Origin of the sequence: Pseudomonas sp. JDS08PS003, from assembly GCF_045013505.1 — a bacterium.
In the GTDB taxonomy this organism is placed as follows: Bacteria; Pseudomonadota; Gammaproteobacteria; order Pseudomonadales; family Pseudomonadaceae; genus Aquipseudomonas; species Aquipseudomonas protegens_B.
Window position 1 is genome coordinate 2,145,920 of record NZ_CP120724.1, and the last position, 17,286, is coordinate 2,163,205.

A 17,286-nucleotide genomic window follows, 5' to 3' on the forward strand; every position below is an offset into this window, starting at 1 on the left:
TGAGGAGAGCGGTATGAGTGGACCAGGCAAGGCCAACGACCTGTTGGCGCAGATTCCCAAGGCCGAGAAGGGCCTGCCGCCGGTCCACTTGTGGAACCCCGATTTCTGCGGCGATATCGACATGCGCATCGCTCGCGACGGGACCTGGTATTACCTGGGCACACCCATCGGCCGCAAGCCGATGGTCAAGCTGTTCTCCACGATCATCCGTCGCGATGGCGACCAGTACTTTCTCATCACTCCGGTGGAGAAAGTGGGGATCAAGGTTGATGACGCACCCTTCGTTGCCGTGACCCTGGAGGTCGAAGGGCAGGGCGAAAGCCAGGTGCTGCGCTTCACCACTCATGTCGATGAACAGGTGGTTGCCAGCGCTGAACATCCCTTGCGCGTGGTGATCGATCCTCAGACCCAGGAGCCCGCGCCCTATATTCTGGTGCGACACAATCTTGAGGCGCTGATCCATCGCAACGTCTTCTACCAATTGGTGGAGCTGGCGCAGACGCGCACCCTTGATGGACAGAGCTGGTTGGGCGTGTGGAGCAGCGGAACGTTTTTCCCCATAGGTCTTGAGCCTCAGGCAGACGTTTCAAGCTGATGTAAGAAGATATTTCTTGCTCTTGATCCGACCTTTCATGTATCAAACCGGACATGATCAAACATGTCCGATTCGATAAGAAAACAAGAGTGGTCGACGAGCTGATCCGGCGCATTGAAAGCGGTCTGATGGAAGACGGCTTCCAGCTTCCGGGGGAGCACCAGTTGGCCGAGGAGTTCGGTGTCAGTCGCGGCACCTTGCGCGAGGCCCTGGCCGAGCTCAAGCGTCGCAACTACATCGCCACACAGAGCGGCGTCGGCTCCATCGTCACCTTCGACGGTGTGGCCCTGGACCAGCATCATGGGTGGGCCCAGGCCCTGGCCGACAGCGGAGCGCTGGTCAATACCGAGGTGTTGCGCCTGGAAGCGATCTGCCGTCCCGACCTCAAGCACCGCCTGGGCACAGACCAATTCATTGCCCTGGACCGTCGCCGTCGCAGCACCGAGGGCCGGGTGCTATCCCTTGAACGTTCCCTGATCCCGGCATCCGGCGAGCTTGAAGGCCTGCCCCGGGTTGGCCTGATCGATGATTCCCTGACCATTACCCTGGCCGCCTACGGCTATATCGGCGAGCGTGGCGATCAGTGGATCGGCGCTGAACCCTTGAGTGCCGAAGACGCCGAGCTACTGGGCCGTGCTCCCGGGGAGGTGTTCCTCAAGGCCCTGCGCACCACCTATGACCGTCAGGGACGCTTCATGGAGCAGGTGGAGAGCCTGTTGGACCCGCAGCATTTTCGCATGCACCTGCAATTTGGAGAGTCGCGGTGAGCCTGCTCCGGCGGGCGCTTGGAGCTTTTTATGGATTGGCCCTGGGCGATGCCCTGGGCATGCCGACCCAGTCCCTGAGTCGTGAACAGATCCAGCAGCGCTTCGGCGCTATCCGTAGCCTGGAAGATGCCGGCCCGGACCAGCCGATCGCGGCGAATATGCCAGCCGGTTCCATTACCGATGATACCGAGCAGGCGATTCTGGTGGGCCGCCTACTGGTCCAGGGCCAAGGCCGGATCGCTCCCACTGCGCTGGCCAGGAGCCTCATCGAATGGGAAGCCGCGATGCAGGCCAAAGGCTCCCAGGACCTGCTCGGCCCTTCCACCAAACACGCGATTGAACTGATCCTCGCTGGCCATTCGGTGGAAGAGGCCGGCCGCTACGGCACCACCAATGGCGCCGCGATGCGTATCACACCAGTGGGCATCGCCAGCGATGTCGGCCACTCCGACGGTTTCATCCAGGCAGTGGTCCAGGCGTGCCAGGTCACCCACAACACCAGCCTGGGTATCGCCAGTGCAGCGGCGGTGGCGGCGGTGGTGTCGGCCGGGATCAATGGCACATGCCTGGCCGACGCGTTGCCCCTTGGGGTGCAGATTGCCCGGCAGGCGCAGGCTCAAGGGTACTGGGTCGCCGGTGCCAATATTGCCGCGCGCCTGGAGTGGGCCGCCACGCTGAGCGTGGATGGCGACAAGCAGGGGTTTGCCCGGATGCTCTATGAGCTGGTGGGTACCTCGGTGGCTTCCCAGGAGTCGGTGGTGACCAGCTTTGCCCTGGCCGGGCAAGTGGCGCTGGGGCATCTGGAAGCCTTCGAGGCCTTGTGCATGGCTGCCAGCCTGGGGGGCGATACCGACACGATTGCCGCGATTCTTGGGGCCATGCTCGGCGCCTGCCTCGGACTGGAGGCGTGGCCCAGCGATTTGATCGACCGGGTGCAGCAGGTCAATGAACTGGATCTGCAGCCTCTGGTACAAGAGCTGCTGGCTCTGCGCTGAGCCATCTTGCTCTGACAACACCCATGGCTATGGAAAGCTAAAAAACGCGGCCAGGAATGCCGGGATGTTCAGCGACTTCCGAAATTGCCAAAAACCACAACAATGGCAACAGGAGCCTTATTCATGAGTTCATCGACCGTCGGGCCTGGTGCCGGGCAACTGGAAACCCGTGGCATCGAGCCGGTTCCGGAAGCGGAGTGCAACGGCCATCCTTTGCAGCTGTTCTGGGTCTGGTTCGCGGCCAATATCAGTATTCTCGGCTTGCCCCTGGGGGCGACCCTGGTAGCGTTTCGCGGCCTGTCGATCTGGCAGGTGCTGCTGGTGGCGATTCTGGGCTCGGTGGGGTCGTTCGCGGTGGTCGGGCTGATATCAGTGGCCGGTCGTCGTGGTCGGGCGCCGAGCCTGACCCTGTCCCGGGCCATTTTCGGTGTGCGCGGCAATATCGGTCCGACCCTGGTGTCCATGCTGTCGCGAGTCGGTTGGGAGACGGTCAATACCACCACCGCAGCTTTTGTTCTGCTGTCCCTGAGTTCGATCCTGTTCCACACCCCGGCCTCGGCCAAGGACGCGCCGCTGTTGACCCTGCTGTTCATCGGCCTCTTTGTGCTCATGACGCTGAGTGTGTCCGGTCTGGGCCATGCCACGTTGCTGGTGATCCAGAAGTGGGCCACCTATGGATTCGGCGCGCTGAACATACTGGTGGGCGGTTTTCTCTGTGCCACCATCGACTGGAACGCCGTGTTCAATGCCTCCCCCGCGCCCATGAGCGCGATGATCATCGGCATCGGCACCATGGCCGCAGGCACCGGGATCGGCTGGGCCAGCTCTGGGGCAGACATGTCTCGTTATCAGCAACGTTCGGTCACCGCCGGACGGCTGGTGGCCTCGGCGGCCTTCGGTGCCGGTATCCCGCTGGTGCTGTTGATCACCTTGGGAGGCTTGCTGTCGGTCGGCAATGATCATCTGGCTTCAGCGGTGGACCCGATCATCGCGATCCGCGACATGCTGCCAACCTGGATGGCCGTGCCTTACCTGATCGCCGCCTTTGGTGGCCTGCTGCTGTCCAACAACCTGTCGGTGTATTCCGCCGGTCTCACCGTGCTGACCCTGGGCCTCAAGGTCAAGCGGGTCTACGCGGTACTGGTGGAGATCGTGGCGATCTTCCTGGGTTCGATCTACTTCATGCTGATCGCCGACAGTTTCTACGGCCCCTTCATCAGCTTCATTTCCTTGCTGGCGGTGCCGATCACGGCCTGGGTGGGGATCTTCGTGGTGGACCTGATCCATCGCCACTACTACAGCGCCGATGATTTACTGAATATGGGCCCGAGCGGTGCTTACTGGTATCAGGGCGGCATCGAATGGCGGGCCTTTGGTGCCTGGGTGCTGGCCATCGTCCTGGGCTTCTGTTTCACCAGCATCGGCACCACGGCCGAGGATGTTTGGTTCACCGGGCCATTGGCCGATTCCTGGTTGGGGCAAAACGGTCTGGGCTGGATCGTCACCTTTCTCGTGGCCGGTGGTGTTTATGGCTTGCTGGGCGGCGCCCGCGACCGGCGTGGGGCTTTCGTCGAGAATGCCAATGCCTAGATTGCTCCACAGTGGCCAGGTGATCGTCGACCTGGTGATGGCGGTGGATCGCCTGCCGGATTCTGGCGGTGATGTGCTGGCACAGTCGGCCAGTTTCGAGGCTGGTGGCGGTTTCAATGTCATGGCCGCGGCCGCGCGTAATGGCCTGTCAGTGGTCTATCTCGGCCGTCACGGCCAGGGGCGCTTTGGTGAGCTGGCGCGGCAGGCGATGCAGGCCGAAGGCATCCAGATGAGCCTGGAACCCAGTCTGGGGGCCGACACCGGTCTATGCGTGGCCCTGACTGAAGCCTCTGCCGAGCGCACCTTCATTTCCCATATCGGTGCCGAGGGCGAGCTAACGGTCGAAGACTTGGCGCAGGTCGAGGTGAGGGCGGGGGACTACCTCTACGTCAGTGGCTACAGCCTGCTTCAGGCGAGCAAGGCAAAGGCCCTGGTCGACTGGCTGCTGGCATTGCCACCCTCGGTGCCCCTGATGTTCGACCCGGGGCCGCTGGTGGAATCGGCGGATTCTCCGTTGATGGCGGCTTTGCTGCCACGTATCGATATCTGGAGCAGTAACCGAGTCGAGGCGCTGCGCTTGAGTGCCAGCTCGGAGATTGTCGAAGCCTTGCAGCAGCTCGGCTCACTGTTGTCGCCCAAAGCTTTGCTGGTACTGCGGGACGGCCCCCGGGGTTGCTGGATCGGCCAGCAGGGGCGGTCTGTTCTGGTGCCGGGGTTCAAGGTCGAAGCAGTGGACAGCAATGGTGCCGGCGATGCTCATGCCGGTGTCTTCGTTGCGGCGCTTGCTGCAGGTCATGAACCGCTGGCAGCGGCCCGTCGGGCCAATGCGGCGGCGGCTATCGCGGTGACCCGCCGTGGCCCGGCCACCGCGCCGTGCAGCGCTGAAGTGGACGCAATGTTGCGGGCCTGATGGGCCTTCAGCCAGCCTTGCGCAGGGCCAGTTGGATTGCACCGGCGGCAGATGTTACTGGCTGCTGCCTTCAGAGCCTGCGCCGCCGGTGGTGGTTTTCGATCCGCTACCGGTCTTGCCGTTATCCGGAGTCGTGGCATCCAGGGTGCCTGCGCCGCCCTGGCGGCCGTTGTCGTTGCCCTGGATTCGTGGGTCGGTGCCGGTGGCCGGCGGCAGCGAGCCTTCGTCCATGGCCGGCGGGTTGATGTTGATCTTCGGTGTGCTCTGGGGGGCCGGGGATTGTGGGCCTTCTACCGGATTGGTGGGGCCTGTGGTGCCCGCCAGGGCGGCGCTGGACAACAGTCCGGCCAGGGCCAGGGCTGAGAGTTGGACCTTGATCATGGTGTTGCCTCCATTGTTAGAGTCGCTACCTGATATTGGTCTGCCCTGGCGTAGGGTTGGTGCCGGATTATCGACGAACGGCGCTATGGATTGTGGGCCATACGCAGTTGCAACGCTCGGCGCCAGCCCAGGCGGCCGAGGCTGATCAACCAGTTCAGCAGGGCAACGGCCATTACGGTGAACAGCAGCGCCTGCATGCCGGCCTCGACAATGATCCGTCCAGCCAGCCAGGGAAAGCCGAACACCCCGACAAAGTAGGACAGGCTGAACAACAGCAGTGCCTGCGAGGTGCTGCCCTCAGGTGCTTCGTTGGCGGCCAGGCCGTTGATCACCGAGTACGTCAGGCCATAGCCAACCCCCAGTATCACTGCGGCCAGCAGGTAGCTGGTGCTGCTGTCGACGACAAACAGGAACAGCAGGATCGACACCACCATCAACCCCGACAGCAAGCAGCAAGCGCGATAGGGGTCACGCTTGACCACTATGCCGGCGATCAGCATCCGGCTGGCGATGGCGGCGCTCATGAACCCGAGGAAGAACAGCGAATAGTCCACGCCCCGGGACGGTCCGTAGCTGGTCTGGAAACTCGACAGCCCGCCGAACACGCAGCCGCCCAGGCCGACCATCAGGATTGGCCACAGGGCTTTGGAAGACAGCACGCGTGCTGCACCGCTCCAGGTGATCCGGGCTGCCGCAGTGCCCAGGTGATTGGGTTCGCGACTCAAGCGGGCGCCCAGTCGCCAAAAGATCAGCACCCCCAGCAGGCTGGCCGCCGCTGCAATGAAAAAAGCGCTGGTCACGGGATAGCCCAGGGCGCTGCCCAGGCGTCCCAGCAGCGGCCCGGAACCTATGCCGGTCATCATGCTGCCCGACAGCAGGGCGAAGTAACGGGCCCGTTGCGCGGGCTCCACCAGCATCGCCACGATGATCGGCCCCAGGGTGTAGAACACTCCCCAGCCCAGGCCCAGGGTCAGGCCGAAAAGCAGCAGGGTGTCGCCGAACCCGGGGGTCAGGGCAAAGCCCAGGCTGGCCAGGGCCAGCAGGCAGCCGAACAGCGCCACCGAACGTGCGGCGCCGAGCCAGTCCGATAGGTGCCCGGAACCGATCACCGCGACGAAGGTGCTGAGCATCGCTGCCGAAATCACGCTGCCGGCGTTGTGCTCATTGCCGCCGCGGCTGCTGATCAGCAAGGACAGGAGAAAGGTCGAACCGTAAGACAGCGACAACAGATAGCTGCCCAGACAAAACAACCCGAACAAGGGGCCCGGGGCCCTGGATTCCTGCATAGTCCGCACGGACATGAAAGCGCCTCTCTCTTATGCTTGTAGTCGTGGGAGGCTTTCTAACATGGCCCTCTGCGCTGTTTGTTGTGATCCTGCAGGCCTCAGGGTTAGTCGATAGCGGAGTAAGCCTCGGGTCGAGGAATCAGCAGCGCGTAAATGCCCGTGCATGTATTTCGGCTGTCGTTCTAATATGGCCGCCTGATTCCGCCAAGAGAACCGTCGATGACCGTCGTAATCCGTCCAGCACTGCCCAGCGATGCCCCACAGATTCTTGCTTTCATCACTGAACTCGCCGACTACGAGCGGGCTCGTCATGAAGTGATTGCCAGCGTCGCCGATATCGAGCGCAGCCTGTTCAGTGAAGGTGCCACGGCCCACGGCCTGATCTGCTTGCGTGACGGCGTGCCGATCGGCTTTGCGGTGTTTTTCTTCAGTTATTCCACCTGGCTGGGCAGCAACTGCCTCTACCTGGAGGATCTCTACATCACCCCGGAACAGCGCGGTGGCGGGGCGGGCAAGCAACTGCTGCGGCACTTGGCGCAGATCGCCTGTGACAACGATTGCGGACGCTTCGAATGGAGTGTCCTGGAGTGGAATGAACCGGCGATCCAGTTCTACAAGTCCCTGGGCGCGCAGCCTCAGGAGGAGTGGGTCAAGTACCGCATGGACGGCGAAGTGCTGCGGGCTTTCGCTCGGGGCTGACGTCTGCTGGTCGCTGTAGGAGCCGGCTTGCCGACGAAGGCTTACTCCGTGGAGCGCCTCCCAGCGACAAGCCGGAGCGTCATGGCATCGAGATTCAGACCTTCAAGGTCGCCATGTCGATCACGAAGCGGTACTTCACATCCCCTTTGATCATGCGCTCGTAGGCCTCATTGATCTGGCGAATATCCAGCATTTCGATATCGCAGGTAATGCCGTGCTCGGCGCAGAAGTCCAGCACTTCCTGGGTCTCGGCAATGCCGCCGATCAGCGATCCGGCCAGTACTCGACGGCTCATCACCAGCTTGCCGGCGTGCAGTGCCGGGTCCACCGGCTCGATCAGGCCCACCAGGATGTGTACGCCGTCAAAGCGCAGGGTGTCGAGGTAGGGATTGAGGTCGTGGGGCACCGGGATGGTGTCCAGGAGGAAGTCGAAATGCCCGGCTACCGACTGCATCTGGGCCGCATCGGTAGACACGATCACGTGGTCCGCACCCTGGCGGCGGGCTTCTTCAGCCTTGCTCGCCGAGCGGGTGAACAGGGTCACTTCGGCGCCCAGGGCCTTGGCGAACTTGATGCCCATGTGGCCCAGGCCGCCCATGCCGAGAATCCCTACCTTGTCACCGGCCTTGACGCCATAGTGCTTGAGGGGCGAGTAGGTGGTGATGCCGGCGCAGAGAATCGGTGCTGCGCTGGCCAGGTCGAGTTTCTCCGGGATGCGCACGACAAAGTGCTCGCTGACCACGATGCTGTCGGAGTAGCCGCCCATGGTGTTGCTGCCATCGACCCGATCCGGGGTGGCGTAGGTCATGGTCGGACCTTCCAGGCAGTACTGTTCCAGGTTCGCAGCGCAGGCTTCGCAGTGGCGGCAAGAGTCGACCATGCAGCCGACGCCCACCAGGTCGCCGACCTTGTGCTTGCTGACATTGGCGCCGACGGCGGTGACCTTGCCGACGATCTCGTGGCCTGGCATCAACGGGTAGACGGCGATACCCCATTCGTTGCGAGCCTGATGGATGTCGGAGTGACAGACGCCGCAGTAGAGGATCTCGATGGCGACGTCGTCCGCACGGGGGCTGCGGCGCTGGAAGCTCATGGGGGCGAGGGGAGTGGTGGCCGATTGGGCGGCATAACCGATGGCGGTGTACATGATGAACCTCGCAAAAACGCTGACAAGTGAGGCGGTGCATTCTCGGCGTCGAGCCTGAGGGCAACCATGGCGATTCCTCGGCATGTCATGCCTATTCCTCCGGCATTGGCGGTTTTTGCACGGCATTGGCCAGCAGACCTGCGATGATGTTTTCATCCCTTTTTTCGTGAAGATTTCTGCATGCTGCTGACTCGTCATCTGGACGCCAACGCCACCCTGGTTTCGCTGATTCAGCCCCTTGCCAGTCGCGAGGGTTTCGTCGCTACCGCCTTGCCGGGCGTGCAGATCCTGCGGGCCAGCCGGGATGTGACCCGGGGACCGCAGATCTACGAGCCGAGCCTGATGGTCATCGTCCAGGGCAGCAAGCTGGCGTACCTGGGGACGCGGACCCTGGAATATGGCGCCGGGCACTACCTGATCCAGGCCCTGTCGGTGCCCTTCGAATGTGAAACCTTCGCCCTGCCCAATGCACCGCTGTTGGGGGTTTCCATCGCCATCGACCGGGCGGTCCTGGGAGAACTGGTGCTGGCCATGGGCATCACCGAGGGCCGTGCGGCGTCGGCGCAGACTCTGGAGTCCATGACTTCGGCGGTACTCGACGATCATATGCGCGGCTGCGTGGAGCGGCTTCTGCGCTGCCTGCAAGATCCCCTGGAGTGCAAGATCATGGGGGCGTCGCGGGTACGCGAATTGCTCTTCGCCGCCTTGCGCGGGCCCCAGGCCGATGCGTTGCGGGCGCTGGTGGAACAGCAGGGGCAGTTCGCCCGGGTCGCCGCTTCGCTCAATCATCTGCACGAGCATTACACCGAGCCGTTGAACGTCGAGACTCTGGCCCGCTGCGCCAACATGAGCACCTCGACCTTCCACGAGCATTTCAAGCGCAGCACCCTGCTTTCGCCGGTGCAGTACCTCAAGCGTTTGCGGCTGCTCAAGGCTCAGCAACTGTTGCTGGGGGAGGGGCTGGGGGTGGCTCAGGTGGCGCATCGTGTGGGGTATCAGAGCACCTCGCAGTTCAGTCGCGAGTACAAGCGCTACTTCGAGCGTAATCCCGGGGATGAGCGCGCCGCCTGAAAACTCCGCGCACCTTGTAGGAGTTGCCTTGCCAACGAATGCGCCCTTGGGCCGGATCAAGGCTTGGGGGGGGGCTTCGCCGGCAAGCCGGCTCCTACAGGGGGCTGTGCCAGCGAATCCCGAGCATGAAAAAGGCCCCCATAAAGGGGGCCTTTTTTGTACCGCGGTGACTTACATGTTCGGATAAGTCGGGCCGCCGGCACCTTCCGGGGTGACCCAGGTGATGTTCTGGGCTGGGTCCTTGATGTCGCAGGTCTTGCAGTGCACGCAGTTCTGGGCGTTGATCTGGAAGCGCTTCTCGCCGTCTTCCTGAGTGATCACTTCATACACGCCGGCCGGGCAGTAACGCTGAGCAGGCTCGTCGTACAGCGGCAGGTTGCGGCCCAGAGGGATGCTCGGGTCGGTCAGCTTGAGGTGGCAAGGCTGCTCTTCTTCATGGTTGGTACCGGAGATGAACACCGAGCTCAGTTTGTCGAAGCTGAGTTTGCCGTCGGGTTTCGGGTAGTCGATCTTCGCGCAGTCCTTGGCCAGCTTCAGGCAGGCGTAGTCCGGCTTGGTATCACGCAGGGTGAAGGGCAGTTTGCCGCCGAAGATGTTCTGGTCCACCCAGTTGAAGCCGCCGCCGACGATAGCGCCGAACTTGTGGATCGCCGGGCCGAAGTTGCGGCTGGCGAACAGTTCTTCGTACAACCAGCTGGATTTGAACGAGTCGACATAGCCCTTCAGCTCATCAGCACCTTCGGAACCGGTGAACAGCGAGTCGGCCACCGCATCGGCGGCCAGCATTCCGGACTTCATGGCAGTGTGGCTGCCCTTGATCTTGGCGAAGTTCAGGGTGCCCAGGTCGCAGCCGATCAGGGCGCCGCCCTTGAATACCATCTTCGGCAACGAGTTCAGGCCACCTTTGCAGATGGCGCGGGCGCCGTAGCTGATGCGCTTGCCGCCTTCCAGGTACTGCTTGAGCACCGGGTGATGCTTGAGGCGCTGGAACTCGTCGAACGGCGACAGATAGGTGTTGGCGTAAGACAGGTCGACGATCAGGCCCACCACGACCTGGTTGTTTTCCAGGTGATAGAGGAAGGAACCGCCAGTGTTCTCGTTACCCATGATCTCCAGCGGCCAGCCGGCGGTGTGGACCACCAGGCCCGGCTGGTGCTTGGCCGGATCGATTTCCCAGATTTCCTTGAGGCCGATGCCGTAGTGCTGGGCATCGGAGTCGCTGTCCAGGTTGAACTGCTTGATCAGTTGCTTGCCGATATGGCCACGGCAGCCTTCGGCGAACAGGGTGTACTTACCGCGCAGTTCCATGCCTGGGGTATAGAGACCGTCTTTCGGATGGCCTTCACGGTCGACACCCAGGTCGCCGGTGATGATTCCGCGGACCACGCCATTTTCATCGATCAGGGCTTCCTGGGCGGCAAAGCCCGGGTAGATTTCCACGCCCAGGTTCTCGGCCTGCTGGGCCAGCCAGCGGCACAGATTGCCCAGGGAAATGATGTAGTTACCTTCGTTGTGCATGGTCTTGGGCACAAAGAAGTCTGGAACCTTGGTGGAGGTTTCGCCGCTGCGCAGGACATAGATGTCGTCGCGGGTGACCGGGGTGTTGAGCGGGGCGCCCAGTTCCTTCCAGTCCGGGAACAGTTCATTCAGGGCCCGAGGCTCGAACACGGCACCGGAAAGGATGTGAGCACCGACTTCGGAGCCTTTTTCAACCACGCAGACGCTGATTTCCTTACCGGCTTCAGCGGCCTTCTGCTTAAGGCGGCAAGCGGCGGACAAGCCTGCGGGGCCGGCACCGACGATGACCACGTCGAATTCCATGTATTCGCGTTCCACTAGGCTATCTCCTACTCAAGGCTCAACGGTTTTTTCTAATTGGAGGTTTGGCGTTGCATCCCCGCTTTCTCCCATCGCGCATGGGGGGAGAAGGGGAGGACGGCCGACCTTTCTCTCTGGGCGGCGCATTATATCTACACCACTCTCAGCGTCCAATACAAACGTTTGTTTGAATTTGCCGCAGCCCAGATAAATCAAAGAAGCGCGGCTTATAAACGGCTATTTTGCCGTATTGACCGGAAAAGGCGTTCCGGTCAAGATACGGTCGGTTTTGCGCTCGCCGTAGGCTGACTGTTGGTTTCAAGAGCACCTCTAAAGACAGGGCAAAGGCAATAAAGGTGACGCACCGCGCAGCTTGAAAGTGCGCAGTTTACACGCCGCGATAATGAATGACTCGTCGGTCACCACTGACGAACGGTCATCACCCCGTGAGCAAGGTCAACCTGATATGCGCCAGCGTTTTTGGAGGTGCCCTTGTGCCGATGAGCATCAACCGCCAGGTTCTCGCCTAGGCGACTTTCTTTTCACCGGAGAGTAACGAGGAATCCATGAAGGTTCTTGTAGCTGTCAAACGAGTGGTCGACTATAACGTCAAGGTTCGCGTCAAAGCGGACAACTCCGGCGTCGACCTCGCCAACGTCAAGATGTCGATGAACCCTTTCTGCGAAATCGCAGTGGAAGAAGCCGTACGCCTGAAAGAGAAAGGCGTAGCGACTGAAATCGTCGTCGTCTCCATCGGTCCTGCTACTGCTCAAGAGCAACTGCGTACCGCCCTGGCACTGGGTGCCGATCGCGCAATCCTCGTCGAGTCCGCTGAAGAGTTGAACTCCCTGGCTGTGGCCAAGCTGCTCAAGGCTGTGGTCGACAAGGAGCAGCCACAACTGGTGATCCTGGGCAAACAGGCCATCGATAGCGACAACAACCAGACCGGCCAGATGCTGGCGGCCCTGAGCGGTTACGCTCAAGGCACCTTCGCCTCCAAGGTCGAAGTGTCCGGCGACAAGGTCAACGTCACTCGCGAAATCGACGGCGGCCTGCAGACCGTTGCGCTGAACCTGCCAGCCATCGTCACCACCGACTTGCGTTTGAACGAGCCGCGCTATGCGTCTCTGCCAAACATCATGAAAGCCAAGAAGAAGCCGCTTGAAACGCTGACTCCTGATGCTTTGGGCGTTTCCACCGCCTCCACCAACAAGACCCTGAAAGTCGAAGCGCCGGCTGCACGCAGCGCGGGTATCAAGGTCAAGTCGGTGGCTGAACTGGTCGAGAAACTGAAAAACGAAGCGAAGGTAATCTGATCATGACTATCTTGGTAATCGCCGAACACGATAACAAGGCGCTGGCTCCGGCCACCCTGAACACCGTTGCCGCCGCCGCCAAAATCGGTGGTGACGTGCATGTACTGGTAGCCGGCCAGGGCGTTGGCGCCGTGGCTGAAGCCGCTGCAAAAATTGCTGGCGTGGCCAAAGTGCTGGTGGCCGACAACGCCGCCTACGCTCACCAACTGCCGGAAAACGTTGCGCCGCTGGTGGCCGAACTGGGCGCTGGCTACAGCCACATCCTGGCTGCCGCTACCTCCAACGGCAAAAACATCCTGCCGCGGGTTGCCGCTCAGCTGGACGTCGACCAGATCTCCGAGATCATCTCGGTAGAAAGCGCTGATACCTTCAAGCGTCCGATCTATGCCGGTAACGCCATCGCTACCGTGCAGTCCTCGGCTGCCGTGAAAGTCATCACCGTGCGTGCCACCGGCTTCGACGCCGTTGCCGCTGAAGGTGGTTCGGCCGCGGTTGAAGCCGTCGGCGCCGCTCACGATGCCGGCAAGTCGAGCTTCGTTGGCGAAGAGCTGGCCAAGTCCGATCGTCCTGAACTGACCGCTGCCAAGATCGTCGTTTCCGGCGGCCGTGGCATGCAGAACGGTGACAACTTCAAGCACCTGTACGCCCTGGCCGACAAGCTGGGCGCTGCTGTCGGCGCTTCCCGCGCTGCGGTGGACGCAGGCTTCGTGCCCAACGACATGCAGGTCGGCCAGACCGGCAAGATCGTTGCGCCACAGCTGTACATCGCCGTCGGTATCTCCGGCGCGATCCAGCACCTGGCAGGCATGAAAGATTCCAAGGTGATCGTTGCGATCAACAAGGACGAAGAAGCTCCGATCTTCCAGGTGGCCGATTACGGCCTGGTGGCGGACTTGTTCGAAGCCGTACCTGAGTTGGAGAAGCTGGTCTAATCCGGCGGCTTCACTTATAAAGAGCCCGGCCCCTTGGCCGGGCTTTTTTTATGTGTTTTTTTTGCTGGGGAGAATTTCGCCATGGATCTGCGCCGCATGAGTGGCTGGTCAGCGCTGTTGGGCCTGACGTTGTTGCCATCGCTGTCGATGGCTGCAGGCAAGTGCGAACGCCTGGTGGTTACCGGTAGCCCGGATGCACCGCCGTACCTGTGGCGCGACCCGCAAAATCCCAAGCACCTGATCGGGGCCAGCGCCGACCTGTTGCAGCAGGTGGCGGGAGAGCTGGGGCTCAAGGTCGATTTGCTGTATGCCGGCAAACGTTCAGAGGCCCTGGATGAAGTGCGCAGCGGGCGCATGGATCTGCTGGCCGACGCGCCCCTGACCTTGAACGAGCTGGAGTCCCTGGACTACATCCATCCGGCCCTGGTGCAGAATGACTACCTTGTATGGACCCGCAAGGACTCGACCCTGAGCTATACCCAGCCGGCGGATCTTGCCGGCCATCCCGGCGCGGTATCGGAAAAGGCCAGGCTGACCCAGCCCTTTCAGGCGATGGCCAAGGAGCATCTGCAACTCAAGCGTCTGCCGAACCTGACCCAGGTCTTCCAGACCTTGCTCCTGGGGGAAGTGGACTACGTTCTGGCGCCGCGTTACGCGGGCATGGCCATGGCCCAGTCCTTGGGGATGGCGGCGGATCTGGCGTCCTTTGCTCAGCCGGTCGACAAACCGGGGCTGTTCCTTGCCCTGTCCCACAACTCCGCCTGCAATGATCCATGGTTGCGCGGACAGCTGGCAAAAAAGATGACAGAATTGCCCGCGTCCGGTCTGACGGAGGCCTTGCTGCAGCGCAATCTGGAGCGCTGGAAGGCCCAGTTGCAGCAACCCGTCAGCAGCCCAAAACCGTAGGAATCACGTGTGACTATTCGACCTCTTTTCGCTGCCCTGGCCCTGCTGGCCATGGCGGGTTGTGCAACCGATCCGGCGCCCAACGAGCAGATGCGCCTCACTGCCCAGGCCCTGGAACAAGCCAAGGCCGTGGGGGCTTCGGCCGAGGACATGCCTGAGTTGAAACTGGCCGAAGACAAGTTCTCCCGGGCCCAGGGCAATATGCAGGATGAGTCGTACAAGAAGGCGCGGATGCGCGCCGAGCAGGCCGAGTTGGATGCGCGTCTGGCAGAGGCCAAGGTCCTGACCCAGAAAAGCCAGGAGCAGGTGAATGTGCTCAATACCCGCATCACGCGTCTGCGCAAGCAACTGGGAGACGCCCAATGAGCCTCTCTATCCGTATCTTCGGCGGCGCTGTGCTGTTGGCCTGTGCCGGTCTCTATGGTTGTGCCGGCCAGCACAGCGAGGAAGCCTTGCAGCAAGCCGGCAACGACTTCCAGAAGGTCAAGGAAGACTCCAATGTGCTGCGTATCGCGCCCAAGGACGTGATACGCGCCGGTGAGTCCCTGGCCCGCGCCGATCGCCTGTCGACCTACTGGGGCAGCGGTGGCGACGTAGAGCACTATGCCTACCTGAGCCGTCGTTACAGCGAAATCGCCCGTGAGCACACTGAACAGGCGCTGAATCAGGAGCGTGCGGCCAAGCTCGAGCTGGAGCGTCAACGCCTGCAACTGGCCCTGCGTGAGGCCAAGCTGCTGAGCGTGCAGCAGCAGGGCAAATGGCTCGAAGAGCAGATCATCAGCCTCGCCACCACCCAGACCGATCGCGGCCTGGTGATGACTTTGGGAGACGTGCTGTTCGACACCGGTGAAGCTGAGTTGAAGAACTCGGCGAACCGCACCGTGCTCAAGGTGGTGCAGTTCCTCCAGCTGAACCCCAAGCGGGTAGTGCGCATCGAGGGCTACACCGATAACACCGGGGAGCGCCAGAGCAACCTGCAGCTGTCTCGCGATCGTGCCCAGGCGGTGGCCGATGTGCTGGTGGACTTGGGGCTCGACGAGAAGCGTATCCATGTCGAGGGCTATGGCGACGACTACCCAGTGGAAGCCAATGCCTCCGAGCGGGGTCGGGCGCAGAACCGTCGGGTGGAAATTGTCTTTTCCGACGACAAGGGCCAGCTCGGCGCTGCTCGCTGAAACACTGACCCCTTTGCCCCCGAAAAGCCCGACGCCTCGCAAGCGTCGGGTTTTTTTATGTCTGAGGGTGTCGCAAAAACCCTAGAGTTCTACTTTTCACTGCCCCGTGTCCTCGACTATTGTAGAAACTGTCCCAGTACACTTCTAAACTGTGCCGGTATTGTTTCACACAAGAATAAAACGCCGTGAAATCGAGTGCTGCGCCATGACCAATCTCTTGCTCTATCAACGTATCGCTCAGCAACTGGCTGAGGATATTCGCCGTGGTGTCTACCAGCCGGGGGAGCGCGTACCGTCGGTGCGCAAGATGAGCTCGCAGCTCAATGTCAGCCACGCCACGGTGCTCCAGGCCTACGCCAATCTGGAAGACCAGGGGCTGATCCGCGCGCGTCCCCAATCGGGTTATTACGTGCACCAGACTCCAGCGCTGACCGCGCCGACCCCGGACATTGCCCGGGTCGAACGTCCGGGACTGGTCACTCGCAGCAGCATCATCCAGCAGGTGCTGGTGGAGTCCCGTCGTGAAGGGGTGTTTCCCCTGGGGGCCGCGGTGCCCAGCGTTGACTATCTGCCGGTACGGGCGCTGCATCAGCAATTGGCCAAGGTCACGCGCTTTCACAGTCCGCGGGCGTTCAGCTACATGTTCAGTCCGGGATTCGAGCCCTTGCGGCGCCAGGTGGCGATTCGCATGCGCGATGCCGGGGTGGTGGTCGACCCTTCGGAAGTGGTGATTACCCATGGTTGCGTCGATGCCCTGCAGATGTCCCTGCGGGTCTTGACCCGGCCGGGTGATCTGATCGCCGCGGAATCGCCGACCTATTACGGGCTGCTGCAACTGGCGGACCTACTGGGGCTCAAGGTCATCGAGATTCCCAGCGATCCCTCAACGGGCATGAGTCTTGAGGCTCTGCAACTGGCAGCCAACCAGTGGTCGATCAAGGCCCTGGTACTGACAACGCGCCTGAGCAATCCCCTGGGCGGTACCATGCCGGAGGAGCGGCAGAAGCAACTGCTGCGCCTGGCTTCGGACTTTGATATCCAGGTGGTCGAGGACGATATCTACGGCGAATTGATGTTCGAAGTGGGGCGCACCAAGGCCCTCAAGGCCTATGACCGCCTGGACCGGGTGATCTACTGTTCAAGCTTCTCCAAGACCCTATCGCCGGGAGTGCGTATCGGCTGGATGATCGCTGGCAAGTATCAGCAGGAGATCCAGCGTCTGCAGACCTTCAGTACCCATTCTGCATGCAGTGTGACGCAGATGGGGGTTGCGGCGTATCTGGAGAATGGTGGTTACGACCGGCATCTGCGCTACATCCGCCAGGAGTACCGCAAGAACCTCAGCGCCTTTCAACTGGCGGTGCAGCAGTATTTTCCGGAGGGCACGCAGATTACCCGGCCCAACGGCGGGTTCATCCTCTGGGTCAGCCTGCCGGGTCGGGTCAATACCCAGGAACTGCACGTGCGGGCCTTGCAGCAGGGCATCAGCATCGCTCCGGGGCTGATCTTCAGTAACACCGAGCAGTTCAACCACTGCGTGCGCCTGAATTGCGGGACTCCCTGGAATCGTGAGGCCGAGCGAGCCTTGATGACCCTGGGCATGCTCGCCAGTCAGTTGTGCCAAGAAGCGGCCGGCGGATTCTAAACACTGCGGTCCCGTGCTTGTCATGGGGCTTGCAACAAGCGAGCATAGGGCAC

17 protein-coding genes are annotated in these 17,286 nt (G+C 61.7%); 13 read left to right on the forward strand and 4 right to left on the reverse strand.

Annotated elements, in window-relative coordinates; translation table 11 throughout:
* The first annotated feature begins 13 nt into the window (after positions 1 to 13).
* The 5 genes from P7C00_RS09840 (at position 14) to P7C00_RS09860 (ending at position 4,857) form a co-directional block, all read left to right on the forward strand.
* Positions 14 to 595 (forward strand): DUF1285 domain-containing protein, encoded by a 582-nt coding sequence (locus tag P7C00_RS09840; RefSeq protein WP_346631889.1) that lies wholly within the window; start codon positions 14 to 16, stop codon positions 593 to 595.
* A 53-nt stretch (positions 596 to 648) separates the two neighbouring features.
* Positions 649 to 1,362, forward strand: a complete 714-nt coding sequence (locus P7C00_RS09845; RefSeq protein ID WP_346631888.1) for a GntR family transcriptional regulator — start codon at positions 649 to 651, stop codon at positions 1,360 to 1,362.
* Positions 1,359 to 2,357 carry an ADP-ribosylglycohydrolase family protein gene (locus P7C00_RS09850; RefSeq protein WP_346631887.1) on the forward strand — a complete coding sequence of 333 codons (999 nt, stop codon included), beginning with the start codon at positions 1,359 to 1,361 and terminating at the stop codon, positions 2,355 to 2,357. Before P7C00_RS09845 ends, P7C00_RS09850 begins: the two co-directional genes overlap by 4 nt.
* Before the next feature lie 123 nt (positions 2,358 to 2,480).
* Positions 2,481 to 3,947: a purine-cytosine permease family protein gene (locus tag P7C00_RS09855; protein WP_404938789.1), complete on the forward strand. Its 1,467-nt coding sequence runs from the start codon at positions 2,481 to 2,483 to the stop codon at positions 3,945 to 3,947.
* Entirely contained in the window at positions 3,940 to 4,857 is a 918-nt protein-coding gene (locus P7C00_RS09860; protein ID WP_404938791.1) for a PfkB family carbohydrate kinase, read from the forward strand. The genes P7C00_RS09855 and P7C00_RS09860 overlap by 8 nt, the downstream gene beginning before the upstream one ends.
* 54 nt (positions 4,858 to 4,911) lie before the next feature.
* On the opposite strand, the gene P7C00_RS09865 is transcribed toward P7C00_RS09860, so the two are convergent.
* Both P7C00_RS09865 and P7C00_RS09870 read right to left on the reverse strand, forming a co-directional pair.
* On the reverse strand, positions 4,912 to 5,238 hold the full coding sequence (locus P7C00_RS09865; RefSeq protein WP_346631884.1) for a hypothetical protein: 327 nt from the start codon (positions 5,236 to 5,238) through the stop codon (positions 4,912 to 4,914).
* A gap of 83 nt (positions 5,239 to 5,321) precedes the next feature.
* A complete protein-coding gene (locus P7C00_RS09870) occupies positions 5,322 to 6,539 on the reverse strand; it encodes an MFS transporter (RefSeq protein ID WP_404938793.1) in 1,218 nt (405 codons plus the stop codon).
* Positions 6,540 to 6,743: 204 nt separating this feature from the next.
* On the opposite strand from P7C00_RS09870, the gene P7C00_RS09875 reads away from it, so the two are divergent.
* Complete coding sequence (locus tag P7C00_RS09875; protein WP_346631882.1) at positions 6,744 to 7,223, forward strand: GNAT family N-acetyltransferase; 480 nt, start codon at positions 6,744 to 6,746, stop codon at positions 7,221 to 7,223.
* Positions 7,224 to 7,317: 94 nt separating this feature from the next.
* Here P7C00_RS09875 and P7C00_RS09880 read toward each other — a convergent pair whose 3' ends face one another.
* Positions 7,318 to 8,370 (reverse strand): NAD(P)-dependent alcohol dehydrogenase, encoded by a 1,053-nt coding sequence (locus tag P7C00_RS09880; protein ID WP_404938795.1) that lies wholly within the window; start codon positions 8,368 to 8,370, stop codon positions 7,318 to 7,320.
* Positions 8,371 to 8,550: 180 nt separating this feature from the next.
* On the opposite strand from P7C00_RS09880, the gene P7C00_RS09885 reads away from it, so the two are divergent.
* Positions 8,551 to 9,441: an AraC family transcriptional regulator N-terminal domain-containing protein gene (locus P7C00_RS09885; RefSeq protein WP_404938797.1), complete on the forward strand. Its 891-nt coding sequence runs from the start codon at positions 8,551 to 8,553 to the stop codon at positions 9,439 to 9,441.
* Between the two features lie 171 nt (positions 9,442 to 9,612).
* Here the strand turns inward: P7C00_RS09885 and P7C00_RS09890 are convergent, their stop codons facing one another.
* Positions 9,613 to 11,277, reverse strand: coding sequence for an electron transfer flavoprotein-ubiquinone oxidoreductase (locus tag P7C00_RS09890; RefSeq protein ID WP_346631879.1), 1,665 nt, complete (start codon positions 11,275 to 11,277; stop codon positions 9,613 to 9,615).
* Positions 11,278 to 11,825: 548 nt separating this feature from the next.
* Here P7C00_RS09890 and P7C00_RS09895 point away from each other — a divergent pair.
* The 6 genes from P7C00_RS09895 (at position 11,826) to P7C00_RS09920 (ending at position 17,233) form a co-directional block, all read left to right on the forward strand.
* Positions 11,826 to 12,575: an electron transfer flavoprotein subunit beta/FixA family protein gene (locus P7C00_RS09895; protein ID WP_015634720.1), complete on the forward strand. Its 750-nt coding sequence runs from the start codon at positions 11,826 to 11,828 to the stop codon at positions 12,573 to 12,575.
* A gap of 2 nt (positions 12,576 to 12,577) precedes the next feature.
* Complete coding sequence (locus P7C00_RS09900; protein ID WP_025128724.1) at positions 12,578 to 13,507, forward strand: electron transfer flavoprotein subunit alpha/FixB family protein; 930 nt, start codon at positions 12,578 to 12,580, stop codon at positions 13,505 to 13,507.
* Between the two features lie 81 nt (positions 13,508 to 13,588).
* On the forward strand, positions 13,589 to 14,413 hold the full coding sequence (locus P7C00_RS09905) for a transporter substrate-binding domain-containing protein (protein WP_346631878.1): 825 nt from the start codon (positions 13,589 to 13,591) through the stop codon (positions 14,411 to 14,413).
* 9 nt (positions 14,414 to 14,422) lie between these two features.
* The gene (locus tag P7C00_RS09910; protein WP_346631877.1) at positions 14,423 to 14,779 is read left to right on the forward strand and encodes a DUF4398 domain-containing protein; all 357 of its coding nucleotides are present in this window, start codon (positions 14,423 to 14,425) and stop codon (positions 14,777 to 14,779) included.
* Positions 14,776 to 15,588: an OmpA family protein gene (locus tag P7C00_RS09915; protein ID WP_346631876.1), complete on the forward strand. Its 813-nt coding sequence runs from the start codon at positions 14,776 to 14,778 to the stop codon at positions 15,586 to 15,588. Before P7C00_RS09910 ends, P7C00_RS09915 begins: the two co-directional genes overlap by 4 nt.
* A 205-nt stretch (positions 15,589 to 15,793) precedes the next feature.
* Complete coding sequence (locus P7C00_RS09920; protein WP_011060145.1) at positions 15,794 to 17,233, forward strand: PLP-dependent aminotransferase family protein; 1,440 nt, start codon at positions 15,794 to 15,796, stop codon at positions 17,231 to 17,233.
* Positions 17,234 to 17,286: the final 53 nt, after the last annotated feature.

Bases quoted from the DNA above. Each gene is read 5' to 3' on its own strand.
- P7C00_RS09840 (WP_346631889.1), top strand. From the start codon at position 14: ATGAGTGGACCAGGCAAGGCCAACGACCTGTTGGCGCAGATTCCCAAG.
- P7C00_RS09845 (WP_346631888.1), top strand. From the start codon at position 649: ATGATCAAACATGTCCGATTCGATAAGAAAACAAGAGTGGTCGACGAG.
- P7C00_RS09855 (WP_404938789.1), top strand. From the start codon at position 2,481: ATGAGTTCATCGACCGTCGGGCCTGGTGCCGGGCAACTGGAAACCCGT.
- P7C00_RS09860 (WP_404938791.1), top strand. From the start codon at position 3,940: ATGCCTAGATTGCTCCACAGTGGCCAGGTGATCGTCGACCTGGTGATG.
- P7C00_RS09865 (WP_346631884.1), bottom strand. From the start codon at position 5,238: ATGATCAAGGTCCAACTCTCAGCCCTGGCCCTGGCCGGACTGTTGTCC.
- P7C00_RS09870 (WP_404938793.1), bottom strand. From the start codon at position 6,539: ATGTCCGTGCGGACTATGCAGGAATCCAGGGCCCCGGGCCCCTTGTTC.
- P7C00_RS09875 (WP_346631882.1), top strand. From the start codon at position 6,744: ATGACCGTCGTAATCCGTCCAGCACTGCCCAGCGATGCCCCACAGATT.
- P7C00_RS09880 (WP_404938795.1), bottom strand. From the start codon at position 8,370: ATGTACACCGCCATCGGTTATGCCGCCCAATCGGCCACCACTCCCCTC.
- P7C00_RS09885 (WP_404938797.1), top strand. From the start codon at position 8,551: ATGCTGCTGACTCGTCATCTGGACGCCAACGCCACCCTGGTTTCGCTG.
- P7C00_RS09895 (WP_015634720.1), top strand. From the start codon at position 11,826: ATGAAGGTTCTTGTAGCTGTCAAACGAGTGGTCGACTATAACGTCAAG.
- P7C00_RS09900 (WP_025128724.1), top strand. From the start codon at position 12,578: ATGACTATCTTGGTAATCGCCGAACACGATAACAAGGCGCTGGCTCCG.
- P7C00_RS09905 (WP_346631878.1), top strand. From the start codon at position 13,589: ATGGATCTGCGCCGCATGAGTGGCTGGTCAGCGCTGTTGGGCCTGACG.
- P7C00_RS09915 (WP_346631876.1), top strand. From the start codon at position 14,776: ATGAGCCTCTCTATCCGTATCTTCGGCGGCGCTGTGCTGTTGGCCTGT.
- P7C00_RS09920 (WP_011060145.1), top strand. From the start codon at position 15,794: ATGACCAATCTCTTGCTCTATCAACGTATCGCTCAGCAACTGGCTGAG.